The 25,490-nt window shown below is 32.9% G+C and carries 18 protein-coding genes; 9 read left to right on the forward strand and 9 right to left on the reverse strand.

Annotated elements, in window-relative coordinates; genetic code table 11:
* Positions 1-3: 3 nt before the first annotated feature.
* Positions 4-1,671, reverse strand: coding sequence for an APC family permease (locus G8C41_RS01515; protein WP_166005902.1), 1,668 nt, complete (start codon positions 1,669-1,671; stop codon positions 4-6).
* Between the two features lie 682 nt (positions 1,672-2,353).
* Entirely contained in the window at positions 2,354-2,887 is a 534-nt protein-coding gene (locus tag G8C41_RS01520; protein WP_166005903.1) for a DUF4136 domain-containing protein, read from the reverse strand.
* A gap of 252 nt (positions 2,888-3,139) precedes the next feature.
* Here G8C41_RS01520 and G8C41_RS01525 point away from each other — a divergent pair, with 252 nt between their 5' ends.
* The 4 genes from G8C41_RS01525 to G8C41_RS01540 are packed head-to-tail and all read left to right on the forward strand — an operon-like array spanning position 3,140 to position 5,767.
* Positions 3,140-3,583 (forward strand): BT0820 family HAD-type phosphatase, encoded by a 444-nt coding sequence (locus tag G8C41_RS01525; protein ID WP_160541901.1) that lies wholly within the window; start codon positions 3,140-3,142, stop codon positions 3,581-3,583.
* Positions 3,580-4,398 (forward strand): type I methionyl aminopeptidase, encoded by an 819-nt coding sequence (map, locus tag G8C41_RS01530; protein ID WP_166005904.1) that lies wholly within the window; start codon positions 3,580-3,582, stop codon positions 4,396-4,398. Before G8C41_RS01525 ends, map begins: the two co-directional genes overlap by 4 nt.
* Before the next feature lie 8 nt (positions 4,399-4,406).
* Entirely contained in the window at positions 4,407-5,174 is a 768-nt protein-coding gene (locus tag G8C41_RS01535; RefSeq protein WP_166005905.1) for a class I SAM-dependent methyltransferase, read from the forward strand.
* A gap of 44 nt (positions 5,175-5,218) precedes the next feature.
* Complete coding sequence (locus G8C41_RS01540; RefSeq protein ID WP_166005906.1) at positions 5,219-5,767, forward strand: RNA methyltransferase; 549 nt, start codon at positions 5,219-5,221, stop codon at positions 5,765-5,767.
* A 67-nt stretch (positions 5,768-5,834) separates the two neighbouring features.
* On the opposite strand, the gene G8C41_RS01545 is transcribed toward G8C41_RS01540, so the two are convergent.
* Together G8C41_RS01545 and G8C41_RS01550 are read right to left on the reverse strand one after the other, a co-directional pair.
* The gene (locus G8C41_RS01545) at positions 5,835-6,806 is read right to left on the reverse strand and encodes a deoxyhypusine synthase family protein (RefSeq protein WP_105298079.1); all 972 of its coding nucleotides are present in this window, start codon (positions 6,804-6,806) and stop codon (positions 5,835-5,837) included.
* Between the two features lie 28 nt (positions 6,807-6,834).
* Positions 6,835-7,908: a TerC family protein gene (locus G8C41_RS01550; RefSeq protein ID WP_166005907.1), complete on the reverse strand. Its 1,074-nt coding sequence runs from the start codon at positions 7,906-7,908 to the stop codon at positions 6,835-6,837.
* A 158-nt stretch (positions 7,909-8,066) separates the two neighbouring features.
* Between G8C41_RS01550 and G8C41_RS01555 the strand changes: the two genes are divergently transcribed.
* Genes G8C41_RS01555 through G8C41_RS01575 form a run of 5 tightly spaced genes read left to right on the forward strand, consistent with a single transcriptional unit; the run spans position 8,067 to position 11,869 of the window.
* Entirely contained in the window at positions 8,067-8,540 is a 474-nt protein-coding gene (locus G8C41_RS01555; RefSeq protein WP_160541906.1) for an Lrp/AsnC ligand binding domain-containing protein, read from the forward strand.
* A 26-nt stretch (positions 8,541-8,566) separates the two neighbouring features.
* The gene (gene deoC, locus G8C41_RS01560) at positions 8,567-9,310 is read left to right on the forward strand and encodes a deoxyribose-phosphate aldolase (protein WP_166005908.1); all 744 of its coding nucleotides are present in this window, start codon (positions 8,567-8,569) and stop codon (positions 9,308-9,310) included.
* Positions 9,310-10,128 (forward strand): 3'(2'),5'-bisphosphate nucleotidase CysQ, encoded by an 819-nt coding sequence (locus G8C41_RS01565; protein ID WP_160567065.1) that lies wholly within the window; start codon positions 9,310-9,312, stop codon positions 10,126-10,128. Before deoC ends, G8C41_RS01565 begins: the two co-directional genes overlap by 1 nt.
* A gap of 30 nt (positions 10,129-10,158) precedes the next feature.
* The gene (locus G8C41_RS01570; RefSeq protein WP_166005909.1) at positions 10,159-11,301 is read left to right on the forward strand and encodes a hypothetical protein; all 1,143 of its coding nucleotides are present in this window, start codon (positions 10,159-10,161) and stop codon (positions 11,299-11,301) included.
* Positions 11,302-11,332: 31 nt separating this feature from the next.
* Positions 11,333-11,869, forward strand: coding sequence for an adenine phosphoribosyltransferase (locus G8C41_RS01575; protein ID WP_160541910.1), 537 nt, complete (start codon positions 11,333-11,335; stop codon positions 11,867-11,869).
* 84 nt (positions 11,870-11,953) lie between these two features.
* On the opposite strand, the gene G8C41_RS01580 is transcribed toward G8C41_RS01575, so the two are convergent.
* From G8C41_RS01580 to rpoB, 5 genes are all read right to left on the reverse strand, one after another.
* Positions 11,954-13,534 carry a SusD/RagB family nutrient-binding outer membrane lipoprotein gene (locus G8C41_RS01580; RefSeq protein ID WP_166005910.1) on the reverse strand — a complete coding sequence of 527 codons (1,581 nt, stop codon included), beginning with the start codon at positions 13,532-13,534 and terminating at the stop codon, positions 11,954-11,956.
* Between the two features lie 15 nt (positions 13,535-13,549).
* Positions 13,550-16,747 (reverse strand): SusC/RagA family TonB-linked outer membrane protein, encoded by a 3,198-nt coding sequence (locus G8C41_RS01585; protein ID WP_166005911.1) that lies wholly within the window; start codon positions 16,745-16,747, stop codon positions 13,550-13,552.
* Between the two features lie 227 nt (positions 16,748-16,974).
* The gene (locus G8C41_RS01590; protein WP_105298070.1) at positions 16,975-17,277 is read right to left on the reverse strand and encodes a DUF3467 domain-containing protein; all 303 of its coding nucleotides are present in this window, start codon (positions 17,275-17,277) and stop codon (positions 16,975-16,977) included.
* A 17-nt stretch (positions 17,278-17,294) separates the two neighbouring features.
* Entirely contained in the window at positions 17,295-21,569 is a 4,275-nt protein-coding gene (rpoC, locus tag G8C41_RS01595) for a DNA-directed RNA polymerase subunit beta' (RefSeq protein WP_160557118.1), read from the reverse strand.
* A 61-nt stretch (positions 21,570-21,630) separates the two neighbouring features.
* Entirely contained in the window at positions 21,631-25,455 is a 3,825-nt protein-coding gene (gene rpoB / locus G8C41_RS01600; RefSeq protein ID WP_105298068.1) for a DNA-directed RNA polymerase subunit beta, read from the reverse strand.
* Between the last annotated feature and the right edge of the window lie 35 nt (positions 25,456-25,490).

The following is a 25,490-nucleotide window of genomic DNA, read 5'->3' on the forward strand; positions in this document are numbered from 1 at the left end:
TAATTAATGATTATGAGAAGTTTGAATTAATTTTTCGAGTTTACTGTTTTTCCTTCCATATAAGAAGTAAATTGATAATCCGATCAATAGCCATAATATAAACATTCCCCAATTAGACCATCCTAATTCCGTCATTAAATATAAATTAAACAAAATACCGAGAATAGGTATTAGCGAAAATTTATATTTGAATGCACCTAAAGATAAACCGAACCAGATAATCCAAAAAATAGCTAATAAAGGTTTATCGGCAAGGATTTCCTTATAATTGGTTTGGGTTAAGAACAAAATGATAGCCAAACAAAAAGACAAAGGAATTAAATATTGACCGTTGATATAAATTAATTTAAATTTAGCTTGATGAGAAAGACCTTTGTTATCTAAATATAAAACTCCGGAACAAACTAAAATAAAAGCGAAAAAAGTTCCCACACTTGTCAAATCCACAACCAACTGCATATCCAGGAACATAGCAGGTATTCCCACAAAGAAACCCGCAATAATAGTTGCAAATCCGGGGGTATGATATTTTTTATGAATAGTACCAAAAGGCTTCCACAATAAACCGTCTCGACTCATGGTCATCCATATTCTCGGTTGTCCGATCTGGTAAACAAGAATAGCTCCTGTCATGGCAATTACTGCACTCACGGAAATGATTCCGGCTATAAAATTTATTCCTATTTTATTGAAAACATACGCCAACGGGTCATCAACACGTAATTCTTTATAATTAACCATACCGGTCAATATTAATGCTATTGAAGCATATAAAACGGTACAAATTATAATACAGTATAGCATGGCGCGTGGCAAATCCCTTTGTGGATTTTTAGCTTCTTCAGCTGTAGTTGATATAGAATCAAACCCGATAAAAGAAAAAAATACGGCAGCCACTCCTCCCATAACTCCTCCTAAACCATTAGGAAAGAAAGGCGACCAATTATCCGGTTTTATATAAAATACACCAATTAAAATAATACCTATGATTACAGATAATTTAATCCAAACTAAAGCATTACTTACACGGGTAGATTCTTTAATTCCTACGTACGCCAGGGTGGTAACTAATAAAGTAATTAATCCCGCCGGTAAATTAAATATTATTTTTATGTTGGCAATTTCCGGAGCAGATTGATATATTTCCGATAATCTAAGATCATTTTGAGATAGACTTTGAGGATGTGCAAGATATTCAAGATAAGCTCTGTGAGCATTCCAATAATCAATGGAAAGCCAATCAGGCCAATGAAAGCCAAAACCTTGCAACATAGACACAAAATATCCCGACCAAGAGATTGCGATCACCATGTTTGATACAGCATATTCAAGTATTAAAGCCCACCCGATAGTCCAAGCAAATATTTCACCTAAAGAAACATAAGCATAAGTATAAGCGCTACCGCTCACCGGAATCATAGAAGCAAATTGCGCATAACATAATGCGGTAAAAATACAAGCAACAGCCACTAAGATAAAGAGTAATGAAATGGCGGGTCCTCCTTCATAAGAAGCTCTACCGATGGTACTGAAAATGCCGGCGCCTATAATCGCAGCAATTCCAAAAAAAGTTAAATCCTTTACAGTTAATACTCTGCTTAATTCAGATTTTTGGGTTGTATCCTGTAAATCAGAAATATTTTTTTTACGAAAAAATGTGTTAAAATTCATTCCGGCTTTTTTGAATTTTTAAATAAGGGAAATGATATCAAGTGCAAAAGTATAAATATCTTTTAATTCTTGTTTAAATATTGAAAAGTTTTTACAAATGTTCATAAAAAAATAATGATTTAGCTTGTTTAAAATTATCTCATTTATTATTAAAATAAATAGTAAATGAAACACATAGTAAATCCTCAGAAGTATATTTTTTTTAAAGAAATTATGAACAAATAATGAGTCGATATTTTGAAAGAAGTCTTACAATTGTTACCATAATAGTATCAATATTGTACTAAATTTTGTGGCAAAAAGAGTAGCGTTCTTACTTATAGTGAGAGGTTTTCATATCCCTATTGACTTAGATAAACCCTTTTTTTATTCATTATGTCACTTTGGCAGATAGGTTAAATATTTAAAAATTTAAAAAAGTAAAGATTTTTTGGGAAATTTATTTGGATACTTAATTTCATACAAAAGTTATATGGATTAAATTACTGAAAAGTCTCATTAATAAATTTAGAGTAAAAATTTTTTTGCAACAAATTAAGAGGATGATCTCGTTTAGCAATGGACGTTAATATCTAGATAATAGATATCAAAAAACATAAATTATTAGTAAAAAAAAAGTTTAGATTAGATAAATTAAAACCTCAAAATTTAAATTTTGAGGCTTTAGATGTATTTATTTTTTTTAATAATATGAGTTATTTTTCTTTTTAGGCGGATAATAATTAAATATTTTTTGAATGGCTTTATTTATTTGTTCATCTTTATTTTTGATATTACCAACATCAAAACCGTCAACCATACCCTCCCAAACTAGAATATTTTTTTTAGAATCCACTAAATGAAACGTTAGTTTTCCTTCACGAGTTTCATAAACTGTGCTGGAAGGAGCCCAATAATATCCCCATCCCCACGGGCCGTTCCAATATGGATCATTATCAACGTTAATAACTTTTTTTGATGAAGCAAGAACATTTACGATCAAATCTCCGTTGGCACTTTCGGTTAATCCCTTGCTTTTTAATTGATTCTCTAAAGCACAGATGATACGACTTTTGTCAATATCATTCAATTTTAATTTATCGATACCCTGCTGATAAATGGTAAAAGATTTATAATTTGAAAAATCAACCGTTTTGTCAAAATCATAGGAAGTAGTTAATGCACAGCTGGAAAGTAAGATGCAAAAAGCAGTCATAACTAAAAGTTTTAATTTCATAGACCTTTATTTTTTTAATTAATATTTCAGAACTAAAAATTTTCTCATCTAATATTATACCAAAAATTATAAAAATTATAACCGAATTTGATATAAATGATTTCTTAAATTATTTCAGGCTAATATCCAAGAGGATAACATAAAATTTATTGATTAAAAACTTGTAAATTTGGAAAATTAATGACAATTTAGAACATTAATTTGAACACTAAACTTAAAAGAATAAACAGAACTAACTTGTAGTATAATTATATGAATAATAAGATAATAGCTATTGATTTTGATGGGACAATTGTAGAAGATAAATATCCGGAAATTGGTAAACCGATGATTTTTGCTTTTGAAACAATGAAAAGACTTCAGAGCAGAGGTTTTCGTTTAATCCTTTGGACTTATAGACATGGTAAGAGATTAGAAGAAGCCGTAGAATTTTGTTATAAAAACGGAATTGAATTTTATGCAGTGAATTCAAGTTTTGAAGGGGAAATATTTGATAGAGAGACCCAAAGTAGAAAAATAAATGCCGATTATTTCATTGATGACAGGAATTTAGGTGGATTTCCCGGATGGGGAGAAGTTTATGAAATTATAAAAGAAAAGATAGAATTTGGCGTAGAGGGAAGACAAGTATTGGCTTATTCAAAAAGAAAACATAAAAATAAGAGAGGTTTTTTTTCAAGAATTTTTAAATTATGATACAATTAAAAACAAAAGAAGAAATTGAATTGATGTACGAAAGCGCTCAATTGGTTTCTAAAACTTTGGGAGCACTGGCTAAAGAAGTTAAACCCGGAGTGACTACCTTACATTTAGATAAAATTGCTGAAGAATATATACGAGATCACGGTGCTATTCCCGGTTTTTTAGGATTGTATGACTTTCCTAATACTTTATGTATGTCTCCTAATGAACAAGTGGTTCACGGTATACCTAATAATAAACCGCTCGAAGATGGAGATATAATTTCCATTGATTGTGGAGCATTAAAAAATGGATTTTACGGAGATCAAGCGTATACATTTTCTGTAGGAAGCATTGATCCTGAAGTTGATAAAATGATGCGAATTACCAAACAAAGTTTATATGCAGGAATAAAAAAATGCAAAGCAGGAAATAGAATAGGGGACATAAGTTTTGCGATACAGTTAATTTGTGAAAATGCAGGATATGGAGTAGTACGCGAATTAGTAGGTCATGGTTTAGGTAAAGAAATGCATGAAGATCCGCAAGTTCCCAATTATGGAAGAAAAGGCAATGGTCCAAAAATAGAAGAAGGGTTAGTAATAGCAATTGAACCGATGGTCAATTTAGGTACATATAAAGTTAAATTCCATAACGACGGATGGACAGTCACCACGCGGGATAACAAACCCTCTTGTCATTTTGAACACGATGTTGCAGTAGTAAATGGAGAGCCAAAACTGCTTTCAACCTATAAATACATATATGATGCTTTAGGCATTACTTCCAATGAAGAAGATGAATTTTTATACCAACCCGCGCAGAATTAATTTAGTTAATGAAGCAAGTATTTAAGTTTTTTTTGAATTTAATACCCAGACCGATTCTTATTAAATTCAGCTATTTCTTTGCTCCTTTTTTTGCGTGGTTTTACAAAGGAGATCAATTTGTAGACCCAATAGACGGTAAAAAATACCGAAAATTTTTGCCGTATGGTTACGGTAAACCTAGAAATAATGCTTTAGCACCGGGGACATTATCTCTTGAAAGACATAGGTTAATGTGGTTGTATTTGCTAAAAGATACTGATTTTTTTTCAGCTAATTTAAAAGTTTTAAGTATTGCTCCGGAGCAATGCTTTCTAAAAAGGTTTAAAAAATTAAAAAATTTAAAGTATATAACCGCTGATCTTTATTCTCCTATTGTAGATGTTAAAGCGGATATTTTGAACCTGCCTTTTAAAGATAATGAATTTGATGTGATTTTTTGCAATCATGTTTTGGAACATATAGAAGATGATCGTAAAGCAATGTCAGAATTATACAGGGTGATGAAACCTGGAGGATGGGGAATTTTTCAAGTGCCTATGAGATATGGATCTAACAAAACATACGAAGATTTCTCCATCACAGACAAAGAAGAAAGAAAAAAACATTTCGGACAATATGATCATGTGAGATGGTATGGGTTGGATTATTTTGAACGTTTAGAAAACGCAGGGTTTCAAGTAGAGCAAGTAAAGTATTATGAAACTTTACCCGAAAGTGAAATGAAAAAATACGCATTATCGAAAAATGAAATTTTACCGGTAGTAAAGAAAAGGTAAAAAATATATGAAACTTCTAAAAATCAATCAACATTACTGAAAATATGCAGCAACAGGAAAGAGTAGAGAAATTAAAATTAGAATCGTTAAACAGAAAATCCCTTGAAGATTATAAAGAAAGTGAGAAAATTCCCGTGATAGTATTGCTGGATCAAGTTCGTTCCATGCATAATGTAGGATCGGTTTTCAGAACCTCAGATGCTTTTGCTATAGAGAAAATTTATTTATGCGGAATTACGCCGTGCCCTCCTCATCGTGAAATCCAAAAAACAGCCTTGGGAGCTACGGAAAGCGTTGAATGGGAGCATCAGGAAAATATAAGTGAATTAATAATTAACTTAAAAAACGAAGGGTATATTATTGTAGGAGTTGAACAAGTGAAAGGAAGCATTTTATTACAAGATTATCCAATAAACAAGGAGCAAAAGTATGTCTTAATTTTCGGAAATGAAGTTGAAGGGATCAGTGATTCAATTCTCCATTTAATTGATATTTTTATTGAGATCCCTCAATCTGGAACAAAACACTCTTTAAATGTAAGCGTTTGTGCCGGAATAGTTCTTTGGGAGTGGTATCGTAATCTTTTAAGATAGTATAAAAAAAAAGTTCGGATCTAAAATTCCGAACTTTTTTATAGTATAAATTAATAATTTTATCTTACTACATTTCTAGAATATAAGCAAAGACTAACGGAGCTACAATAGTTGCATCACTCTCAATAATAAATTTAGGAGTATCAATATCTAACTTTCCCCAGGTTATTTTTTCATTGGGAACAGCCCCCGAATATGAGCCATAGCTGGTGGTTGAGTCCGATATCTGACAGAAATAGCTCCAAAACGGAACATCTTCCCACTCTAAATCTTGATACATCATAGGAACTACACAAATAGGAAAATCTCCGGATATTCCTCCGGCTATTTGGAAAAATCCTACACCTTTACCTTCCGAATTGTTTCGGTACCATTCGGTTAAATATATCATATATTCAATACCGCTTTTCATGGTTGAAGCTTTCAAATTTCCTTTAATCACATTAGCAGCAAAAATATTACCCATAGTACTGTCTTCCCAACCCGGAACTACAATAGGTAAATTTTTTTCAGCAGCGGCCAACATCCAACTGTCTTTAGGGTCTATTTCGTAATATTGTTCCAATACTCCCGAACGAAGCATTTGATACATATATTCATGAGGAAAATATCTTTCTCCTTTATCGTCTGCATCTTTCCATATTTTTTCAATATGTTGTTGGATACGTCGAAAAGCTTCTTCTTCCGGAATACACGTATCTGTAACACGATTTAAATGATTTTCAAGTAATTCCCATTCTTGTTGAGGAGTCAGGTCGCGATATTCAGGAATTCTCTTGTAGTGGGAATGAGCCACCAAATTCATGATGTCTTCCTCTAAATTAGCTCCCGTACAAGAAATAATGGATACCTTATCTTGGCGAATCATCTCAGCCAAAATTTTTCCTAATTCAGCGGTACTCATGGCACCTCCCATAGTAATCATCATCTTACCCCCATCTTTAAGATGAGCTACATAACCTTTAGCAGCATCTACTAAGGTTGCAGAATTGAAATGTAAAAAATATTTTTCAATAAATTCCGAAATAGGTTTATTCATTGTAAATTCTAATTTTTATTTTAAATTATTAAACATTTTTTTCTTTTTTTTCAGGAAAAGTTAATGAAAGCAATACTGAAATTATAAGTACTCCTGCCACAACTCCTAAAGAAACTATGGATGAAATATGTATAAAAGGAGCTACCAACATTTTAACTCCTATAAAACTTAAGATCACAGCCAATCCATATTTTAATTTACTGAACATATACATAAAATTAGCCAGTAAAAAGTAAAGAGATCGCAAACCTAAAATGGCAAATATATTAGAGGTATATAATATAAACGGATCATTAGGTGCAATAGCGAAGATAGCAGGTATGGAGTCCACGGCAAAAATTAAATCAGTAAATTCAATGATAACTAGAGCAGTAAATAAAGGGGTTGCCATTTTAATCCCATTTTTAACTGTAAAAAATTTACTTCCGTCTAATTCATCAGATACTTTAAAAAATCGTTTTACAAAACGAGCACCGAAACTCTCATTTAGATTTTTTTTGTCGGAGTTGTCATCATCTTTAGATGTCCAAGAATGGATACCGGCATATATAAGGAAGAATCCAAAAATAGTTAAAATTATATTAGGCCTGAAAAACAGCATTTGACTATAATCGGCATGTTCCGCACTTTGTTGGTCTAAAATAAAATGAAAATTTCCGATGGAAAAAGGAGGAAGATAGGTTTTATTAATCATTTCTACACCTAAGAAAATAAATACGGCGCGGAAAGCCAAGGCACCAATAATACCCCAAAATAAAATTTTATGTTGATATTCTTTTGGAATTTTAAAAAATCCAAAAACCATTATAAATACAAAAAGATTGTCAACGGATAGTGCTTTTTCTATCCAATAAGCAGATTGAAATTGAGAGAATTTTTCAAGGGCGAATTTTGATCCATCAGCCCCTTTAAAAACAAAATAAATAATCCCACTGAAAATCATGGCTAATGATATCCAAACCACCGACCATATCGCAGCTTCCTTATTAGAAACAGCATGAGATTTTTTATTGAGAATTCCTAAGTCAAGAAGTAGCATAATAATAATCGAAACCGCGAATATGGTAATTAATCCGGGATGATTAAGCATATTGTCCTGCATGTACAGCTATTTAAAATTATTAATCCCAAAGGTACTTATTTTTAAATACAAGGGCAAAAAGTAAAAATAATTTAAATCTTGTAGAAATTGTTAAAAATATAAAAGATAAAATATAAAATTGTATAATATTAATTTAGTATTTGTAATTTTACCGAAAAATGAGAATATCAGATATACATACAGTAGAATTAGACGGTATCGATAAAATCATTTTAAAAGCATTAATGGAGAATTCGAAAATACCGGTTTCAACAATAGCAAAACAGGTAGGAGTTTCATCCACAGCAATTCATCAACGAATTAAAAAACTGGAAGCAGCAAAAATCATAGAAGATCCGGTTACCCCTTTGAATTATAAATTATTAGGATATAAAACTACCGCTTATGTGGGTATTTTTCTTGAAAAATCGGCCCAGTACAAAGAAGCCATTAAAAGCATGATGCAAATTCCTGAAATTATCGAAGCACATTTTACAACAGGAAATTATGCTATTTTCATCAAAATATTATGTAAAGATAATGATCATCTCATGTCGGTTTTAAGAAATGAGATACAAAATATCAAGGGAATAGAAAGGACTGAAACCATTATTTCTTTAGAACAAAGTATTTCACGACAAATTATACCCTAAAAACACAATTAAAAATTATAAGATAAATGGATATAACAAAGTATTTAGATTCAACTTACCTTAAGCTACCTTCTCAAAGTGGATTAACCGAAGAACAAACTTGGGAAGAAGTTAAAAAACTTACTGAAGAAGCAATTGAAAATCATTTTTATTTAGTAATGATTCGTCCCGAATACATTAAAAAAGTGAAAGAAATGATTCAAAAAGTTAATTCTGAGGTAAAAGTAGGAACCGTCATTGGGTTTCATGAAGGTACCTATTCATTAACTGAAAAAATTGCAGAGGCACAGAAAGCTATTGAAGATGGAGTGGATGAGTTGGATTATGTAATCAACTATGAGGCTTTTAAAAAGGGATATATCGATTTAATTAAACAAGAATTTATTACCGGAACGTCATTAGGTTTAAAAGCATCTAAAGTGGTTAAATGGATTATTGAGATTGCGGCATTAACTGACGAACAAATCCAATCCATTTGCTCTTATTTTTCCACCTGGGCTCAAGAAAACTTTGAAAAGAATGATTTTGGTAACATTTTTGTGAAATCTTCCACCGGTTTTTACCAAGCAGAAGAGGGAAAACCCAATGGAGCGACGTTCCATGCAATGGAAATTATGCTTAAATATTCTCAACCCTTGCCGGTAAAAGCAGCTGGTGGAGTTAGAACTTATGATGAAGCAGTGAAAATGATTGAAATGGGAGTAAAAAGAATTGGAACTTCTTCGGCAAAAGCCTTATCTCAAAAAGGTAATACAAATGATTCATACTAATGAAAAAACTAATTAATATAGCGCTAAAAGCTGCTATAGAAGCTTCTCAAGAAGTCCATAAGATATATGAGGATGGCTTTTCAGTTTCCTTAAAAAAAGACCAATCACCCGTAACAACGGGTGATCTTAAGTCAAATGAAATTATTACCACTTATTTAAAACAAACATCAATTCCTATTTTAAGTGAAGAAACCGAGCACGAATCGGAAAAGGTAATGGGAAGTTGGGAAAAATATTGGTGTGTAGATCCAATTGACGGAACTAAAGAATATGTGAATAAAACCGGAGAATATTGTATTTCAATTGGCTTATTGACTCCCGAAACTTCTTTGCTCGGAGTTTTAGCTGCTCCCTCTATGGGATTGTTTTATTTTGCAGCGGAAGGATTAGGTAGCTATAAATGGAATGGAAAGTATGAAGATTTATATGCGTTACTGAATGAAGATGATCTTACGGACAAACTACTGAAACAATCCGTTACATTACCTTTAAAACCCGATTTAAAAAAATATACCGTTTTAACAAGTCGTTCCCACTATAGTCATGTGGATGAAGAATATATAAAAAACTTAAAATTACAACATTCAGAAATTGTTGTTTTACAGATGGGCAGCGCCATTAAAATTGGCCTGGTAGCTGAAGGAAAAGCAAACGAATATGCACGATTAAGTCCCATTAATTTTTGGGATATTGCCGGTGGACACGCCATTGCCAAATATGCCGGATTGAATATCATAGATTATGAAACCAAAGCACTAATTACTTATAAAAATCTTTCATCATTAAAAATATCGGGGTATATCGTTAAAAATAATTAATGTATTTTTACCTGTGACAAACATACTTTTATGAGAAAAATATTTTTGATAGGGTTAACCTTTATTTTCTTATGTTCTTCTTGTGAAAAAGAATATAAGGTAATTGACGGGACATCAAAGGAAACCTTTACTAAAAGTGTAAAATCTATATCGTCCAAATTGACTATCCTACAACAGGATAAAATTCAAGAAGCGGTTAAACTGATTTATAAGTTTAAAACAGAAGGATCTGATGAAAATAAGAGATGGGAACAACTCTATACTTTACTTAATGGTAAAAATGCCGAACAAATTTTTGATATAGCAGAGGATATAGCAAAGAAAAACAAGATTCCTTGGTCCAGCACATCCATGAACTCAGTAGATCCTTCTGTATTCGATAATGATTTAAAGCCATTAACAGAAGCTGAGCAAAAACTTAAACAAATAGAAAAAGCAACACGGATCAATATTCGTTATTCTCCTATTAGCAAAGATGAAACCATCAATGATGGATTTTATTTATACCCCGAATTAATTGATGATTCAGGATCAGAAATTTTTTATGCTGATTTACCATTGACTTTATCCATATCATTTATAAACAATGGTACCATAGTATATGTAATCCAAAGAGAAATTAATTCTTCGGCAGTGGGAGATCCCTCATTAAATAAAGGTATTAAAATTCCTTTTTTTATGTTTGATAACAAAAAATTGGCGACATCCTCCTTAGATGTTGAAATAAAGATTAATGCCGAAGATAAATATCTATACGGTAAACTGTCGGGTATTCCTATAGATTTATCCAAAACAAGAGATGCATCCACTCCTATAGAGGATGAAATAAATAAACAAGTTGCGTTGGACAATGTTAAAAAATTTATACAATTAATTGGTGATAAACAATATTCCGAGGCTTATAATTTAGCACAGAATCCTAAATGGACTTCTTTAGATCAATTTTCGTCTACTACCAATGGATTTGGAACTATTGCTGCTACTAACTTAATAAACGCACAATTAGAAGAAAAGAATGATGATAAACAAACTGTTAATGTACAATATCAGATCAAAGACATTAATGGAAAAATAAAAACTTTAACTCAAAATTTTATACTAAAAAAAGTTAAAGATAATTGGTTAATAATAAATACAGAAACTAAAGAAATAAAAGAAGATACTTGGAAATAAGATATTTTAAGTAAAATTAAAAATGAATTGAATGAAAGAATTAAGTTTAAGCCAAGAAATAGATTTACATATTGATAGAGTTCAAGATTTTCCAAAAGAAGGCATTCAATATAAAGATATTTCTCCCATATTTTTAAATGCAGATTTGTGTTCCAAAATTGTAAAAGCTTTTGCTGATTTAAGTAGAGGTAAAATTGATGCAGTTTGTGGTATTGAGAGTAGGGGGTATTTATTCGGAGTTCAAATTGCCAGGGAGCTTGGTTTGCCGTTTATATTGGTACGTAAAGCAGGGAAATTGCCTCCTCCGATAATCTCCCAAGAATATGATTTAGAATATGGTTCAGCAATTATTGAAGTTAAAAAAGGACACATTAAGCCGGGACAAAGAATTCTAATTCATGATGACGTTCTAGCAACAGGAGGAACAGCTTCTGCATGTGCTAAATTGGTACAAAATTGTGATGCAGTAGTCTCTCAATTCAGCTTTATATTGGGACTTTCCTTTTTAGGAGGTCTAGATGAGTTAAAAAAGTATACACAGGATATTCAATTACTGGTAGAATATTAAATTTAAAAAATCGCTTTATAAATAAACAACGCTCTGTTTATAATTAAACAGAGCGTTATTTATATATGAAATTTTAACTAAGTATCAATTTACATCCCAAACTAATTTTGTTTTCATATCATCAGGTCCTCCCAATCCTTTAACAGCTTCATAATAATTTTTTGAATTCTGTGTAGAAAGATGAGAAGGATAAGGAATACGAGTCGGTAGATCAGTCATATTATTGACTAAAGGCATAAAAGTATACGTAGTTCCTTCGGGAGTTTTATTATACGCCGGAAGAGTATGCGATTGATTAGGTAATAATAAAGTTTTAGGAAACCCTGTTCTTCTATATTCTGCCCATGCCTCATGAGGTTGCATATAAAGTGCAATATATTTCTGTGTTAGTACATTTTCTTCATTTGCCGGCGGCAAAGTGCTTAAAAAGGCTGTTTGTTCTGCAGCAGATACATTCCACTTATCAAACGAAGCTTTTACACCTCTTTCATAATGTGCTTGATCCCAATTATTTAATTCGGATAATATAAATTCAACTTCAGCGTATTCCATAAGTACTTCACCTCTGTTAATATGTAAAACGTCATAACTAGGGAAAGAAATAGTGCTGGAGGTGAACACTTCAGATGCCATTTCGCTTTTAACACCATAAGGCATCCCCTCATAATCATCTAAATTAGTGGATGATATATACGTATTATTTTTTACATCGTCGATACTTGCTTTTTTAGGAGAGGAGAATTTATAAAGTCTTGGATCAGCAGAAAAATTACCTGTTTTTCCTTTTAATAATTCAATAAAAGTATTGGTTACTGCAAAATCAGTTCTATTTTTAACAAAATAAGCCATCCACATTGGATTAGCATCTGATGTAGTATTTCCATACGCAAATACTGCGTTATCATCATTAGATGTAAATACACCCATTGAAATCGCATCATTAGCTTCGGCTAAGGCTTCAGGTAAAACGCTTTTTAAACGATTAGCTAATCTTAGACGTAATGAATTGGCAAATTTTTTCCATTTTACCGCATTACCTTCATACATGTGATCTCCTGTAGTGACTTTTTCAGAAGGATCAAGTTGGCTGGAAGCTTCTTTTAATTCTTTTAAAATGTCTTTATATATGGTTATTTGTGAAGCAAATTTTGGAGTTTTATATTTTTCAACCTGTAAAGCCTGAAAATCCGGATTAGATTGTCCCCCGTAAGACCAATAAGGAACATTTCCGTAAGTATCTGTAAGTTGCATAAATAAATAACTTAACATTATTCTTGCGACAGCTATTTGATTGTTTATAGCACCAAATTGCACATTGCTTATCGGATCGGCTTCTACTAATTCAATGGAGGTTTTAAGATTTTCTGCAGCGCGATAATAATCTTTCCATAAGTTTTGATTAGCTCCGTCTCTATACTGATATCGATCTTCTTCCGTATAATTTACCTGACACCAATACTGTATCCAAGGAAGAACCATTCTTCCGGACCCCCATTCATCTCGAGTGTTATCAATAAAATATCGGCTACCGTATCTAAAAGTAGTATAACCGGGAACTTTCTCCGGATTATTGGGATTGGTATTGATGTTTTCAAAATCATTGTCGCAAGATACAATGGTAGATAGAAAAATTAGAGAAGCTATATAAATGGTTATTTTTTTCATATTGAATATTTTAATTTAGAACTTAACTTGCACATTAACTCCAAATGATCTGGTAGTAGGCATAGATCCTCCTTCAATTCCTGAAGCATTTCCACTACCATAATTAGCGACCTCAGGATCCATAGATTTCCAATCTAATCCCCATACAAATAAATTTCTTGCAAAGGCAGAAAATGTTATGGAATTAATAAAATCTCCTAAATATTGAGAGGGAAGAGAATAAGCTATTGACAATTCGCGCAGTTTGATGTAATCCGCGTCGAATACATTTTGTGCACTAGGTCCACTAAAAAAATGCTTAGAATATTCTGTTGCCGAAACTCTAATATCATTAGGTTTTCCATTTTCTTTAACGCCGTCTACGATAATACCGTTTTCTCTAATTCCATTTGCAGCAGTTTCAGGTAATATTCCGGAGCTCATACCCCACATATGAGTAGTTGAAAAATATTTACCGCCTTTTTGCCAATCAATTTGAAATCCTAAATTCCAATTTTTGTAAGTGAAGGAATTTCTAAAGCTCATGTTAAAATCGGGAAGTATTGATCCTAAGGGTACGTTTTTATCGGTTTTCAGATATAACCCATTACTACCCACTACTTTTTTTCCATCTTTATAAACAAAGTCTGTCCCGTAAATTTGTCCGTATCTATACCCGGGTAGTGCAACGACAAAAGCATTAAATGGAGCTTTAGCTATGGTTAGTGAACTTAAATCCTCACTCAAAGATTTGATTTCATTATCAGATTTTGAAAAATTATAATTAAAATCCCATCTAAAATTCTCTTGTCTAATTGGAACTATATTCAATGAAACTTCTATTCCTTTATTAACTAATTTTCCGGCATTCATCATTGCATATTTGAAACCGGCAGAACCGTCTAAAGGTACTTTAGTTATTAAGTCTTTGGTGGTAGTTTGATATAATGAAATATCCCCATTTAATCTTCTTTGGAACATTTGAAACTCAACCCCTAATTCAAAAGATTCCAATTTTTCGGGTTTTAATTTATCTGTTTTAGCAACAGTTGTTAACCAAAACCAAGGATCTTTTAAATACAAGCTGCCATAATTCGGATCCTCATCCTCATCTATATTGTAAAATGTATTGATGAGTTGATAAGGATCAGTATCATTTCTAACTTCAGAATATCCCCCTCTAATTTTTAAAAATTCCAACCAATTGCTGGTAAGATATCTAGTAACTACAAAACTGGTTGCTACTGATGGATAGAAAAAAGAATTGTTTTTAGAAGGTAATGAAGAAGACCAGTCATTTCTACCGGTAGTTTCTAAGAATACAAAATTGTCATATCCTAAACTAAATGAATAAAACAAACTGTTTACTCTTTTCTTCTCTTTTTCATTCATAACTAAAGACGGCTCTAATGAATTATTTAGATTATACCAGTCTCTTATAATTAGCCCTCCTTTAGTTTTTCCATTCATTCTTCTATATGTATATTCCCTTCGGTTAGTTCCGGCAAAAGAGTTAAGTGAAAAGTTCCCTATATTTTTGTCATAATGTAAAGTTGCTTCATAATTTAGATCAGTATATTTTCTCTCTGAAATTTTAAATTGAGAAAGAGCATGTGATCCAACAGCAGTCCTGTTTTCTGTATGAAGAGTATAGGTATCAAGCATTACCTTTCCATTTACATACATATCTTTTGTTAAATTATAAATTAAACCGGCGGTACCATATAAACGATCTCTATTGTCTTTATTGGTATTTTTGTTTATAGTCCAATAAGGATTATCTGAATAAGCAGGTTTTGGATTATCCCAAGATTCTCTGTTCCAAGTTCTTTGTGTACCGTCTGCTAACTCATATTTTTGTAGATCATTATAGTCTAATGAGGTTTGACCAAAATGAAACATTTTTTGAATAATGTTGTTATTGTCATATCCCACTTCAGGTCTGTTGAAACCTCTTGTAGAAGTATAAGCTGCAGAAGCATTTATTTTTAAATCATCAGATAATTTTGAATTCAGATTCATGGATAATGAATTTTTAGTTAAGTCTGAATTTGGAGTTATTCCGGATGATTTAGTATTATTATATCCCAATCTGATATTAGTATTTTCAACACTTCTGCTAAAAGAAATACCATTATTATATGTTACACCGGTTTTGAAAAATTTCTTATAATCATTTTTAGGATATATCCACGGTTTTGCAACTAAATAATCATTTGAAAATTCAGGATCGAATGCATTCCAATGTAAGACTTTAACATTCGGATCGTATTTTGGACCCCAAGATTCATCGGTTCTATAGTCAACCACCAGATAATCCACACCATTAATATTTTTTGTTGCAAATGTTTTGCTTCCGCCACCACCATATAATTTTTGCTGATGAGGCATTTTGTAAACTTTGTCAAATACAACACCTGAATTAAATACAATCTCAGTTTTACCTCTTTTTGCTTTTTTTGTAGTAATCATTATAGCTCCATTCATGGCTCTGGATCCGTATAATGCCGCGGCAGTAGCTCCTTTAAGCACGGAAATATTTGCTATATCGTCGGGATTAATATCACCGAATGAATCTCCATAATCAATACCACCGGCTCCTCGTTCAGTGTTTTTATCATTGATATTTTGATCTATTAAAGGAATACCGTCTACAACAATAAGAGGTTTATTGGATTGAGATAGAGACCTCATTCCTCTTAATCTGATTTGTGTTGAACCTCCCATGGTTCCACTATTATTAACGATTTGCAATCCCGAAACTTTTCCCGAAAGTGAATTAATTGGATTACTTTCCCTGGTAACGGAAAGATCGTCGCCATTTACTGATTGAGTCGCATAACCCAACGACTTTTTTTCTCTTGTGATACCTAAAGCAGTTACCACGACTCCTTCAATTACTGTTTCCTTTTTTTCAGCAGGTTCTTTGTTTTCTGTAACTAGAGGCTGTAGAACCACATCATAGAAACTTTGATCATTAACAATAAAACTTGCAGTTTCGTCATCAAATGATAAAATTTCGATGGTTTGTCCGGGTTCAGCATCAATTGAAAAATTTCCTGAGTCGTCAGTATACGTTTTTTTGGTAGATCCTTGTATCGTAACAGAAACATCAGCTTGTGGCTGACCGTCACTCCCAAGAACTTTCCCGCTAATCGTTTTCATCTGAGCCCAGGCAAAAGCCGAACCCAAGAAGATAAACGAAAATCCTAAGAAAATTCGGTTTACTCTCATATCTAATACATTAATTTATCGTTTCAAATATATAATATATTTTTTAATTATCGTAAAATAATTGTTAAATAATTACATAATTCACAAATTAATTCCTTTATTTAGTTGTCTATATTATAAAAATATCGGCCTTTTATGATGTAAACTATTAAACCATTAACAAAAAAAGCCGAGGTAAACCCTCGGCTTCATTATTATTATAAATAATTTGTTGACTTTTAGATTATTTAAGCTTGACCTTTAGGACCAAAATTTAAATGGTAGGTATCATCTTTAACTGCACCAAATTGTTGTTCGAATTTTTGAATATTATCAGTTAAAGCTGTTAATAATCGTTTCGCATGTTCAGGAGTTAAAATAATTCTTGATTTAACTTTAGCCTTAGGGACCCCCGGCATTATTTGTATAAAATCTACTACGAACTCAGTCGGAGAATGATTTATTAATGCCAAATTTGAAAATACCCCGGAAGCTACCTCATCCGTCAATTCAATATTTAAGTCTTGTTGATTCTGATTTTGATTTTCCATTTCGAATTAGTTTTTGGTTAAATTTTTTCGGTTATCATTTCCTCAAATTCCTTATTCGAACCTACAACTACGTGTTGATATTCAGTTAAACCGGTACCGGCAGGGATTCTGTGTCCTACAATTACATTTTCTTTCAATCCGTTTAGATAATCAACTTTACCGGCAACAGCAGCTTCATTTAAAACTTTAGTTGTTTCTTGGAAAGATGCTGCAGAGATAAATGATTTAGTTTGTAAAGAGGCTCTTGTAATACCTTGTAATACAGGACTGGCAGTAGCCGGAAGCGCTTCTCTGGCTTCAACCAATTTCTTATCTTCACGTTTCAATTTAGAATTTTCATCACGAAGTTCTCTTGAAGTAATGATTTGTCCGGCTTTTAATTCCAAACTGTCTCCAGGATCAGTAATAACTTTCATTCCGAAAATACGATCATTTTCCTCAATAAAGTCAATCTTATGTTCAAGATTACCTTCTAAGAATTTAGTATCACCGCAATCAACAATTTCTACTTTAGTCATCATTTGACGAACAATAATTTCGAAATGTTTATCATCGATTTTTACCCCTTGTAATCGGTATACTTCTTGAATTTCATTTACCAAATATTCCTGAACGGCAGTAGGCCCTTTGATGTTAAGAATATCGTTAGGAGTTATAGCACCGTCAGATAAGGCATCTCCAGCATGTACGAAGTCATTTTCCTGTACAAGAATCTGATTAGATAATTTAACCAAATATCTTTTAATTTCACCGGTTTTAGACTCAATAACTATTTCTCGATTACCTCTCTTAATTTTACCGTAACTAACTACACCGTCAATTTCTGAAACAACAGCCGGATTGGAAGGATTTCGTGCTTCAAACAGCTCGGTAACACGTGGTAAACCACCTGTAATATCCCCTGCTTTAGCTGATCTTCTTGGTATCTTTACTAAGATTCTTCCTGCCTTAATTTTTTCACCATCATTTACGATAAGGTGTGCACCAACCGGTAAGTTAATTGATTTTAACTCATTCCCTTTAGTATCTAATATTTTTAAGGTAGGAATTAATTTTTTATTTCTAGATTCTGAAATTACTTTTTCTTCAAATCCGGTTTGTTCGTCTATTTCTAGTTGATAAGTGGAACCTTGCTCAATTTGTTCGTATTCGATCTTACCGGCAGTTTCAGAAAGTATAATTGCATTATACGGATCCCATTTACAAATGATATCTCCTTTCTTAACTTCATCACCTGATTCAACTAATAAAGTAGAACCATACGGGATGTTGGTAAGCATTTGAATGTTTCCTTCCGCATTTAATAATTTAAATTCTGTGGAACGAGAAACAACGATTGAAACTTTATTTCCGTTTTCGTCTTCACTTTCAACAGTTCTAATATCATCAAACTCAACTTTTCCGTCTCTTTTAGCAACAATGCTGCTAACTTCTGCAACGTTTCCTGCAGTACCTCCCACGTGGAAGGTTCTTAAGGTAAGCTGTGTACCCGGTTCACCGATAGATTGAGCTGCAATAACTCCAACCGCTTCTCCTTTGTTGATTAATTTATTGGTTGAAAGGTTTACACCATAACATTTAGCACAAATACCTTTTTTAGATTCACAAGTTAAAGGCGAACGAACTTCTACTGATTCAATTCCGGATTGTTGAATTAATTTAGCTATTTCGGAAGTTATCATTTGATCTGCTTCAATTAATAGCTCATCTGTATCAGGATGGTATACATCATGAAGAGATACACGTCCTAAAATTCTTTCAGATAATGGTTCAACAATTTCGTCATTTTTCTTCAACGGAGAAATTTCGATACCTCTTAAAGTTCCACAATCTTGTTCATTAATAATAACATCTTGTGCCACATCCACTAAACGACGAGTCAAATAACCTGCGTCAGCGGTTTTTAATGCAGTATCTGCAAGACCCTTACGAGCCCCGTGAGTAGAAATAAAGTACTCAAGGATGGAAAGTCCTTCACGGAAATTAGAGATAATAGGGTTTTCAATAATTTCACCTCCGGAAGATCCCGCTTTTTGAGGTTTTGCCATCAATCCACGCATACCTGCTAACTGACGAATCTGTTCTTTAGATCCCCGTGCACCGGAGTCAAGCATCATATATACAGAGTTGAATCCACCTTTGTCGGTTTTCATTCGTTGCATGATTAAATCTGTTAATCGTGCATTAGTATTAGTCCAAACATCAATTACCTGATTATATCTTTCATTATTGGTAATTAATCCCATATTATAGTTAGCTCTGATCCCATCCACTTGTTCATTCGCTTCCTGAATCATGATTTTCTTTTCTTCAGGAGTTTTAATATCACCTAAGCTAAATGATAATCCACCTTTAAATGCAGTAGCATATCCTAAAGTTTTCATATCATCCAAAAACTTAGCTGTGGTAGGGAAATCGGTTCTTTGTAATATGGTACCGATAATGTTACGTAATGATTTTTTAGTCAATACTTCATTGATGAAACCTACTTTTTTAGGTACGATTTTGTTAAATAACACGCGCCCTACAGTAGTTTCAATCATTTTTTCAACTAATTCTTCACCTTCTACAACTGTTGCTTTTACTTTAATGATAGCATTTAAATCTACTGCTTTCTCATTATAAGCAATGTCTACCTCTTCTGAAGAATAGAAAATAGATCCGTGTCCTTTAACTTTAATTTCGTCCGTAGGTGTTAATGGTTTAGTCATATAATATAATCCTAAAACCATATCTTGTGAAGGTACTTGAATAGGAGATCCGTTAGCCGGATTTAAAATGTTTTGAGAAGCTAACATCAATAATTGAGCTTCCAAAATAGCTTCAGGTCCTAAAGGTAAATGCACTGCCATTTGGTCACCGTCAAAGTCTGCATTAAACGCAGTACAAACTAACGGGTGAAGACGAATAGCTTTTCCTTCAATCATTCTAGGTTGAAATGCTTGAATACCTAAACGGTGAAGAGTAGGGGCACGGTTCAACAATACCGGATGTCCTTTCATTACATTTTCCAGGATATCGTAAACTACCGGCTCTTTTCTTTCAATAATTCTCTTGGCAGATTTTACAGTTTTTACAATTCCTCTTTCAATTAATTTACGAATGATAAAAGGTTTATAAAGCTCTGCAGCCATATCTTTAGGAAGTCCGCACTCATGAAGTTGAAGGGAAGGACCTACAACAATTACCGAACGAGCAGAATAATCCACACGTTTACCTAATAAGTTTTGACGGAAACGTCCTTGTTTTCCTTTTAAGGAATCAGACAGAGATTTTAAAGGTCTGTTAGATTCAGATTTAACCGCAGATGATTTTCTGGTATTATCAAATAAAGAATCAACAGCTTCCTGAAGCATACGCTTCTCATTACGTAAAATAACTTCAGGGGCTTTAATTTCAATTAATCGTTTTAAACGATTGTTTCTGATAATAACCCTACGATATAAATCATTTAAGTCAGAAGTAGCAAAACGCCCTCCATCTAAGGGAACTAACGGACGTAAGTCCGGTGGAATTACAGGTATCACTCTCATGATCATCCATTCCGGTCTGTTAATGCGACCATTGGAATTAGCATCTCTGAAAGATTCAACTACTTGTAATCGTTTTAACGCTTCTGTTCTTCTTTGTTTGGAAGATTCATTATTGGCTTTATGTCTTAATTCATAAGATAAAGCATCTAAATCTGTTCTCTTTAAAAGTTCTTCCAAACATTCTGCTCCCATTTTGGCAACAAATTTATTCGGATCAGAATCATCTAAATATTGATTTTCAATAGGAAGAGTTTCTAATATATCTAAATATTCTTCTTCCGTTAAAAATTCAAGATGTTCTAATTCTTCACCATTTAATTTTTTAGCTATTCCGGCTTGAATTACTACAAAACGTTCGTTGTAGATAATCATATCCAGTTTTTTGGATGGAATACCTAATAAATATCCAATTTTATTGGGTAAAGAACGGAAATACCAGATATGTGCCACAGGCACTACCAAGTTGATATGTCCGATTCTTTCACGTCTAACTTTTTTTTCCGTTACTTCAACTCCACATCGATCACAAACAATTCCTTTGTAACGTATTCTTTTATATTTCCCACAAGCACATTCGTAGTCCTTTACCGGACCGAATATTCTTTCACAAAACAAACCGTCTCGTTCAGGTTTATGAGTCCGATAATTGATTGTTTCAGGTTTTAAAACCTCTCCTCTAGATTGTTGTAATATACTTTCCGGAGAAGCTAATCCGATTATAATTTTACTAAATTTGCTAGTTCTTTGTTTAACTGCCATTATTTTGTAATCAATTAAATTGAAAAAAATTTAAATTTATTAAGAGTTAAGAAAGAAATATTTATTCTTCCAATCTTACATCCAACCCTAAACCTTGTAATTCATGTAAGAATACATTAAATGATTCAGGTATACCCGGTTCAGGCATTGGTTCACCTTTAACAATTGATTCATAGGCTTTAGCTCTACCTATTACATCATCAGATTTAATTGTTATAATTTCTCTTAGAATGTTTGATGCTCCGAAAGCTTCTAAAGCCCAAACCTCCATTTCTCCGAATCTCTGACCTCCAAATTGAGCTTTACCTCCTAATGGTTGTTGAGTAATTAATGAGTATGGTCCGATTGAACGTGCGTGCATTTTGTCATCAACCATATGTCCTAATTTCAACATATAGATAACTCCCACAGTTGCTTTTTGCTCAAAACGTTCTCCGGTTCCTCCATCATATAAATAAGTAGTTCCCCATTGTGGTACTCCTGCTTCTTTTGTAAGTTCATCGATTTGCTCGGAAGTAGCTCCATCGAAGATAGGAGTTGCGAATTTTTTACCTAATTTTTTACCGCACCATCCTAAGATTGTTTCGTAAATCTGTCCAATGTTCATACGGGAAGGTACCCCTAATGGGTTAAGGACAATATCTACCGGTGTTCCGTCTTCTAGGAATGGCATATCTTCATCACGTACTATTCTAGCAACAATACCTTTGTTACCGTGACGACCTGCCATTTTATCTCCAACATTTAGTTTACGTTTTTTAGCAATATAAACTTTTGCCAATTTAACGATACCGGCCGGTAATTCATCTCCAACAGAAATAGTATGTCTTTCTCTATTTAGAGAACCTAGTAAATCGTTATGTTTTATTTTATAGTTGTGAAGCAATTCTTTAATAGAATTGTTTTTGTTATCATCTAAGGTCCAATTTTCTCCAGCTAAATTAAAATAGTCATCAATACTAGATAAAAGCTTTTGAGTGAATTTAACTCCTTTTGGTATTACTTCTTCATTTAAATCATTATAGATTCCTTGAGAAGTTTTACCATTTAGAAGGACATATAATTTCTCTAATAGTTGATTTTTTAAATCATTAAGCTTTACTTTAAATTCAGCTTCTAATTGTTCAATTTTTAATTTTTCGTCTCCTCTTTTACGTTTGTCTTTAATGTTACGTGTAAATAATTTTTTATTAATTACCACACCTTTTAAAGAAGGTTCTGCTTTTAGAGAAGCATCTTTTACATCTCCGGCTTTATCCCCGAATATGGCTCGAAGTAATTTTTCTTCTGAAGTTGGGTCAGATTCTCCTTTAGGAGTAATTTTTCCTACTAAAATATCTCCGGGTTTAACTTCTGCTCCAATACGGATCATCCCGTTTTCATCAAGGTCTTTAGTAGCTTCTTCACTTACGTTTGGAATATCCGGAGTAAGTTCTTCCATACCTAATTTGGTATCACGAACTTCTAAAGAATATTCGTCTACGTGAATAGAAGTAAACCAGTCTTCGCTAACTGCTCTTTGATTAATAACAATCGCATCCTCAAAGTTATATCCTTTCCAAGGCATGAAAGCTACTAGAAGGTTTCTACCTAAAGCAAGTTCTCCATCTTCGGTAGCATAACCTTCAGTTAAAACTTGACCTTTAGAAACTCTATCACCTGCTTTAACGATTGGTTTAAGCGTTATAGAAGTACTTTGATTGGTTTTTCTGAATTTCGTTAATTTATATGTTTTACTTGCAGAATCAAAGCTAACTAATTCTTCTTCTTCGGTTCTGTCGTATTTAATAGTAATAATGTTAGCATCCACATATTCTACTACTCCTTCACCTTCTGCATTAATTAAGATACGCGAATCTTTAGCAACTTGAAATTCTAAACCGGTTCCTACAATTGGAGCTTGAGGTTTCAATAAGGGTACTGCTTGACGCATCATGTTTGAACCCATCAAAGCACGGTTCGCATCATCGTGCTCAAGGAAAGGAATTAATGAAGCGGAAATACCTGTAATTTGATTAGGTGCAACATCCATCAGATCCACCTTATCAGGCTCAACAACCGGATAATCAGCTTCCTCTCTGGCAACGATTCTCTCATCAAGAATTTTACCGTCGCTGTCCATATTGATGTTTGCTTGAGCAATAATTTTTCCTTCTTCCTCTTCCGCAGTTAAATATTGAGGCTCGGATTCTAAATCTACTTTACCATCAACAACCTTTCTGTATGGGGTTTCCATAAATCCTAAGTCATTGATTCTAGCGTAACAGCCTAAAGAAGATATCAAACCGATGTTAGGTCCTTCCGGAGTTTCGATAGGACAAATTCTACCGTAGTGAGTGTAGTGAACGTCTCGCACTTCAAATCCGGCTCTTTCTCTTGATAAACCACCAGGACCTAATGCAGACATACGTCTTTTATGGGTAACCTCAGATAGTGGATTGGTTTGATCCATGAATTGAGATAACTGATTAGTTCCAAAGAAAGAGTTGATAACTGAAGTTAAGGTTTTAGCATTGATCAAGTCAATAGGAGTGAACACTTCGTTATCACGAACGTTCATTCTTTCTTTAATGGTTCGAGCCATACGAGCTAAACCTACACCAAATTGACCGGCTAATTGTTCACCAACAGTTTTAACACGACGGTTAGATAAGTGATCGATATCATCAACTTCAGCTTTTGAGTTGATTAATTCAATTAAATATTTAACAATTGCGATAATATCGTCTTTTGTTAAAACTTGAATATCTTCTGATATATTTAATCCTAACTTTTTATTAATACGATAACGACCTACTTCACCTAAAGAATATCGAGCATCAGAGAAGAATAATTTATCGATAATTCCTCTAGCCGTTTCTTCATCAGGTGGTTCAGCATTACGTAATTGACGATAGATATATTCTACAGCTTCTTTTTCGGAATTGGTAGAGTCTTTTTGTAATGTGTTGTGAATTATTGAGAATTCATTACTGTTTTCTTTATGAACTAAAATAGTTTTAATTCCGGAATCTATGATTAAATCAAGATGTTCCTTTTCTAAAACAGTTTCACGGTCAAGGATAATTTCATTTCTTTCAATAGAAACCACCTCACCGGTGTCTTCATCAACAAAGTCCTCGAACCAAGTATTTAAAACCCTTGCAGCTAGAGTCCTTCCTAACATCTTTTTTAGGTTGGATTTATTAACTTTTACTTCTTCTGCAAGATCAAATATTTCTAATATATCTTTATCACTTTGATAACCGATTGCACGAAGCAAGGTTGTCATCGGAAGTTTTTTCTTTCTGTCAATGTAAGCATACATCACGCCATTGATATCGGTAGCAAATTCCATCCAAGATCCTTTAAATGGAATAATTCTGGAAGAATATAATTTAGCACCGTTGGCATGATAAGATTGTCCAAAAAATACACCAGGTGAACGATGTAATTGGGATACCATAACTCTTTCAGCACCGTTTATAATAAACGAACCGCTTGGTGTCATATAAGGAATAGGCCCTAAATATACATCTTGAACTACTGTTTCAAAATCTTCATGTTCGGGGTCGGTACAATATAATTTCAGACGTGCTTTAAGTGGTACACTATAAGTTAATCCTCTTTCAATGCATTCTTCAATAGAGTATTTTGGAGGATCAACAAAATAATCTAAAAATTCTAAAACGAACTGATTCCTAGTATCGGAAATAGGAAAATTTTCAGTAAACGTTTTAAAAAGTCCTTCGTTTTTTCTTTGATCAGGACGGGTTTCTAATTGAAAAAAATCCTGAAATGATTTAACCTGTATATCCAGGAAATCAGGAAATTCAATTTGTCCTTTAGAGTGAGAGAAACTAAATCTCTTAGGGTTTTGAGTTTTTGACGCCAATGATTTACTCATATGATATATTAAAATCTTTAAAACACAAATAGGCT

This window comes from Apibacter sp. B3706 (genome assembly GCF_011082725.1).
Classification (GTDB): domain Bacteria; phylum Bacteroidota; class Bacteroidia; order Flavobacteriales; family Weeksellaceae; genus Apibacter.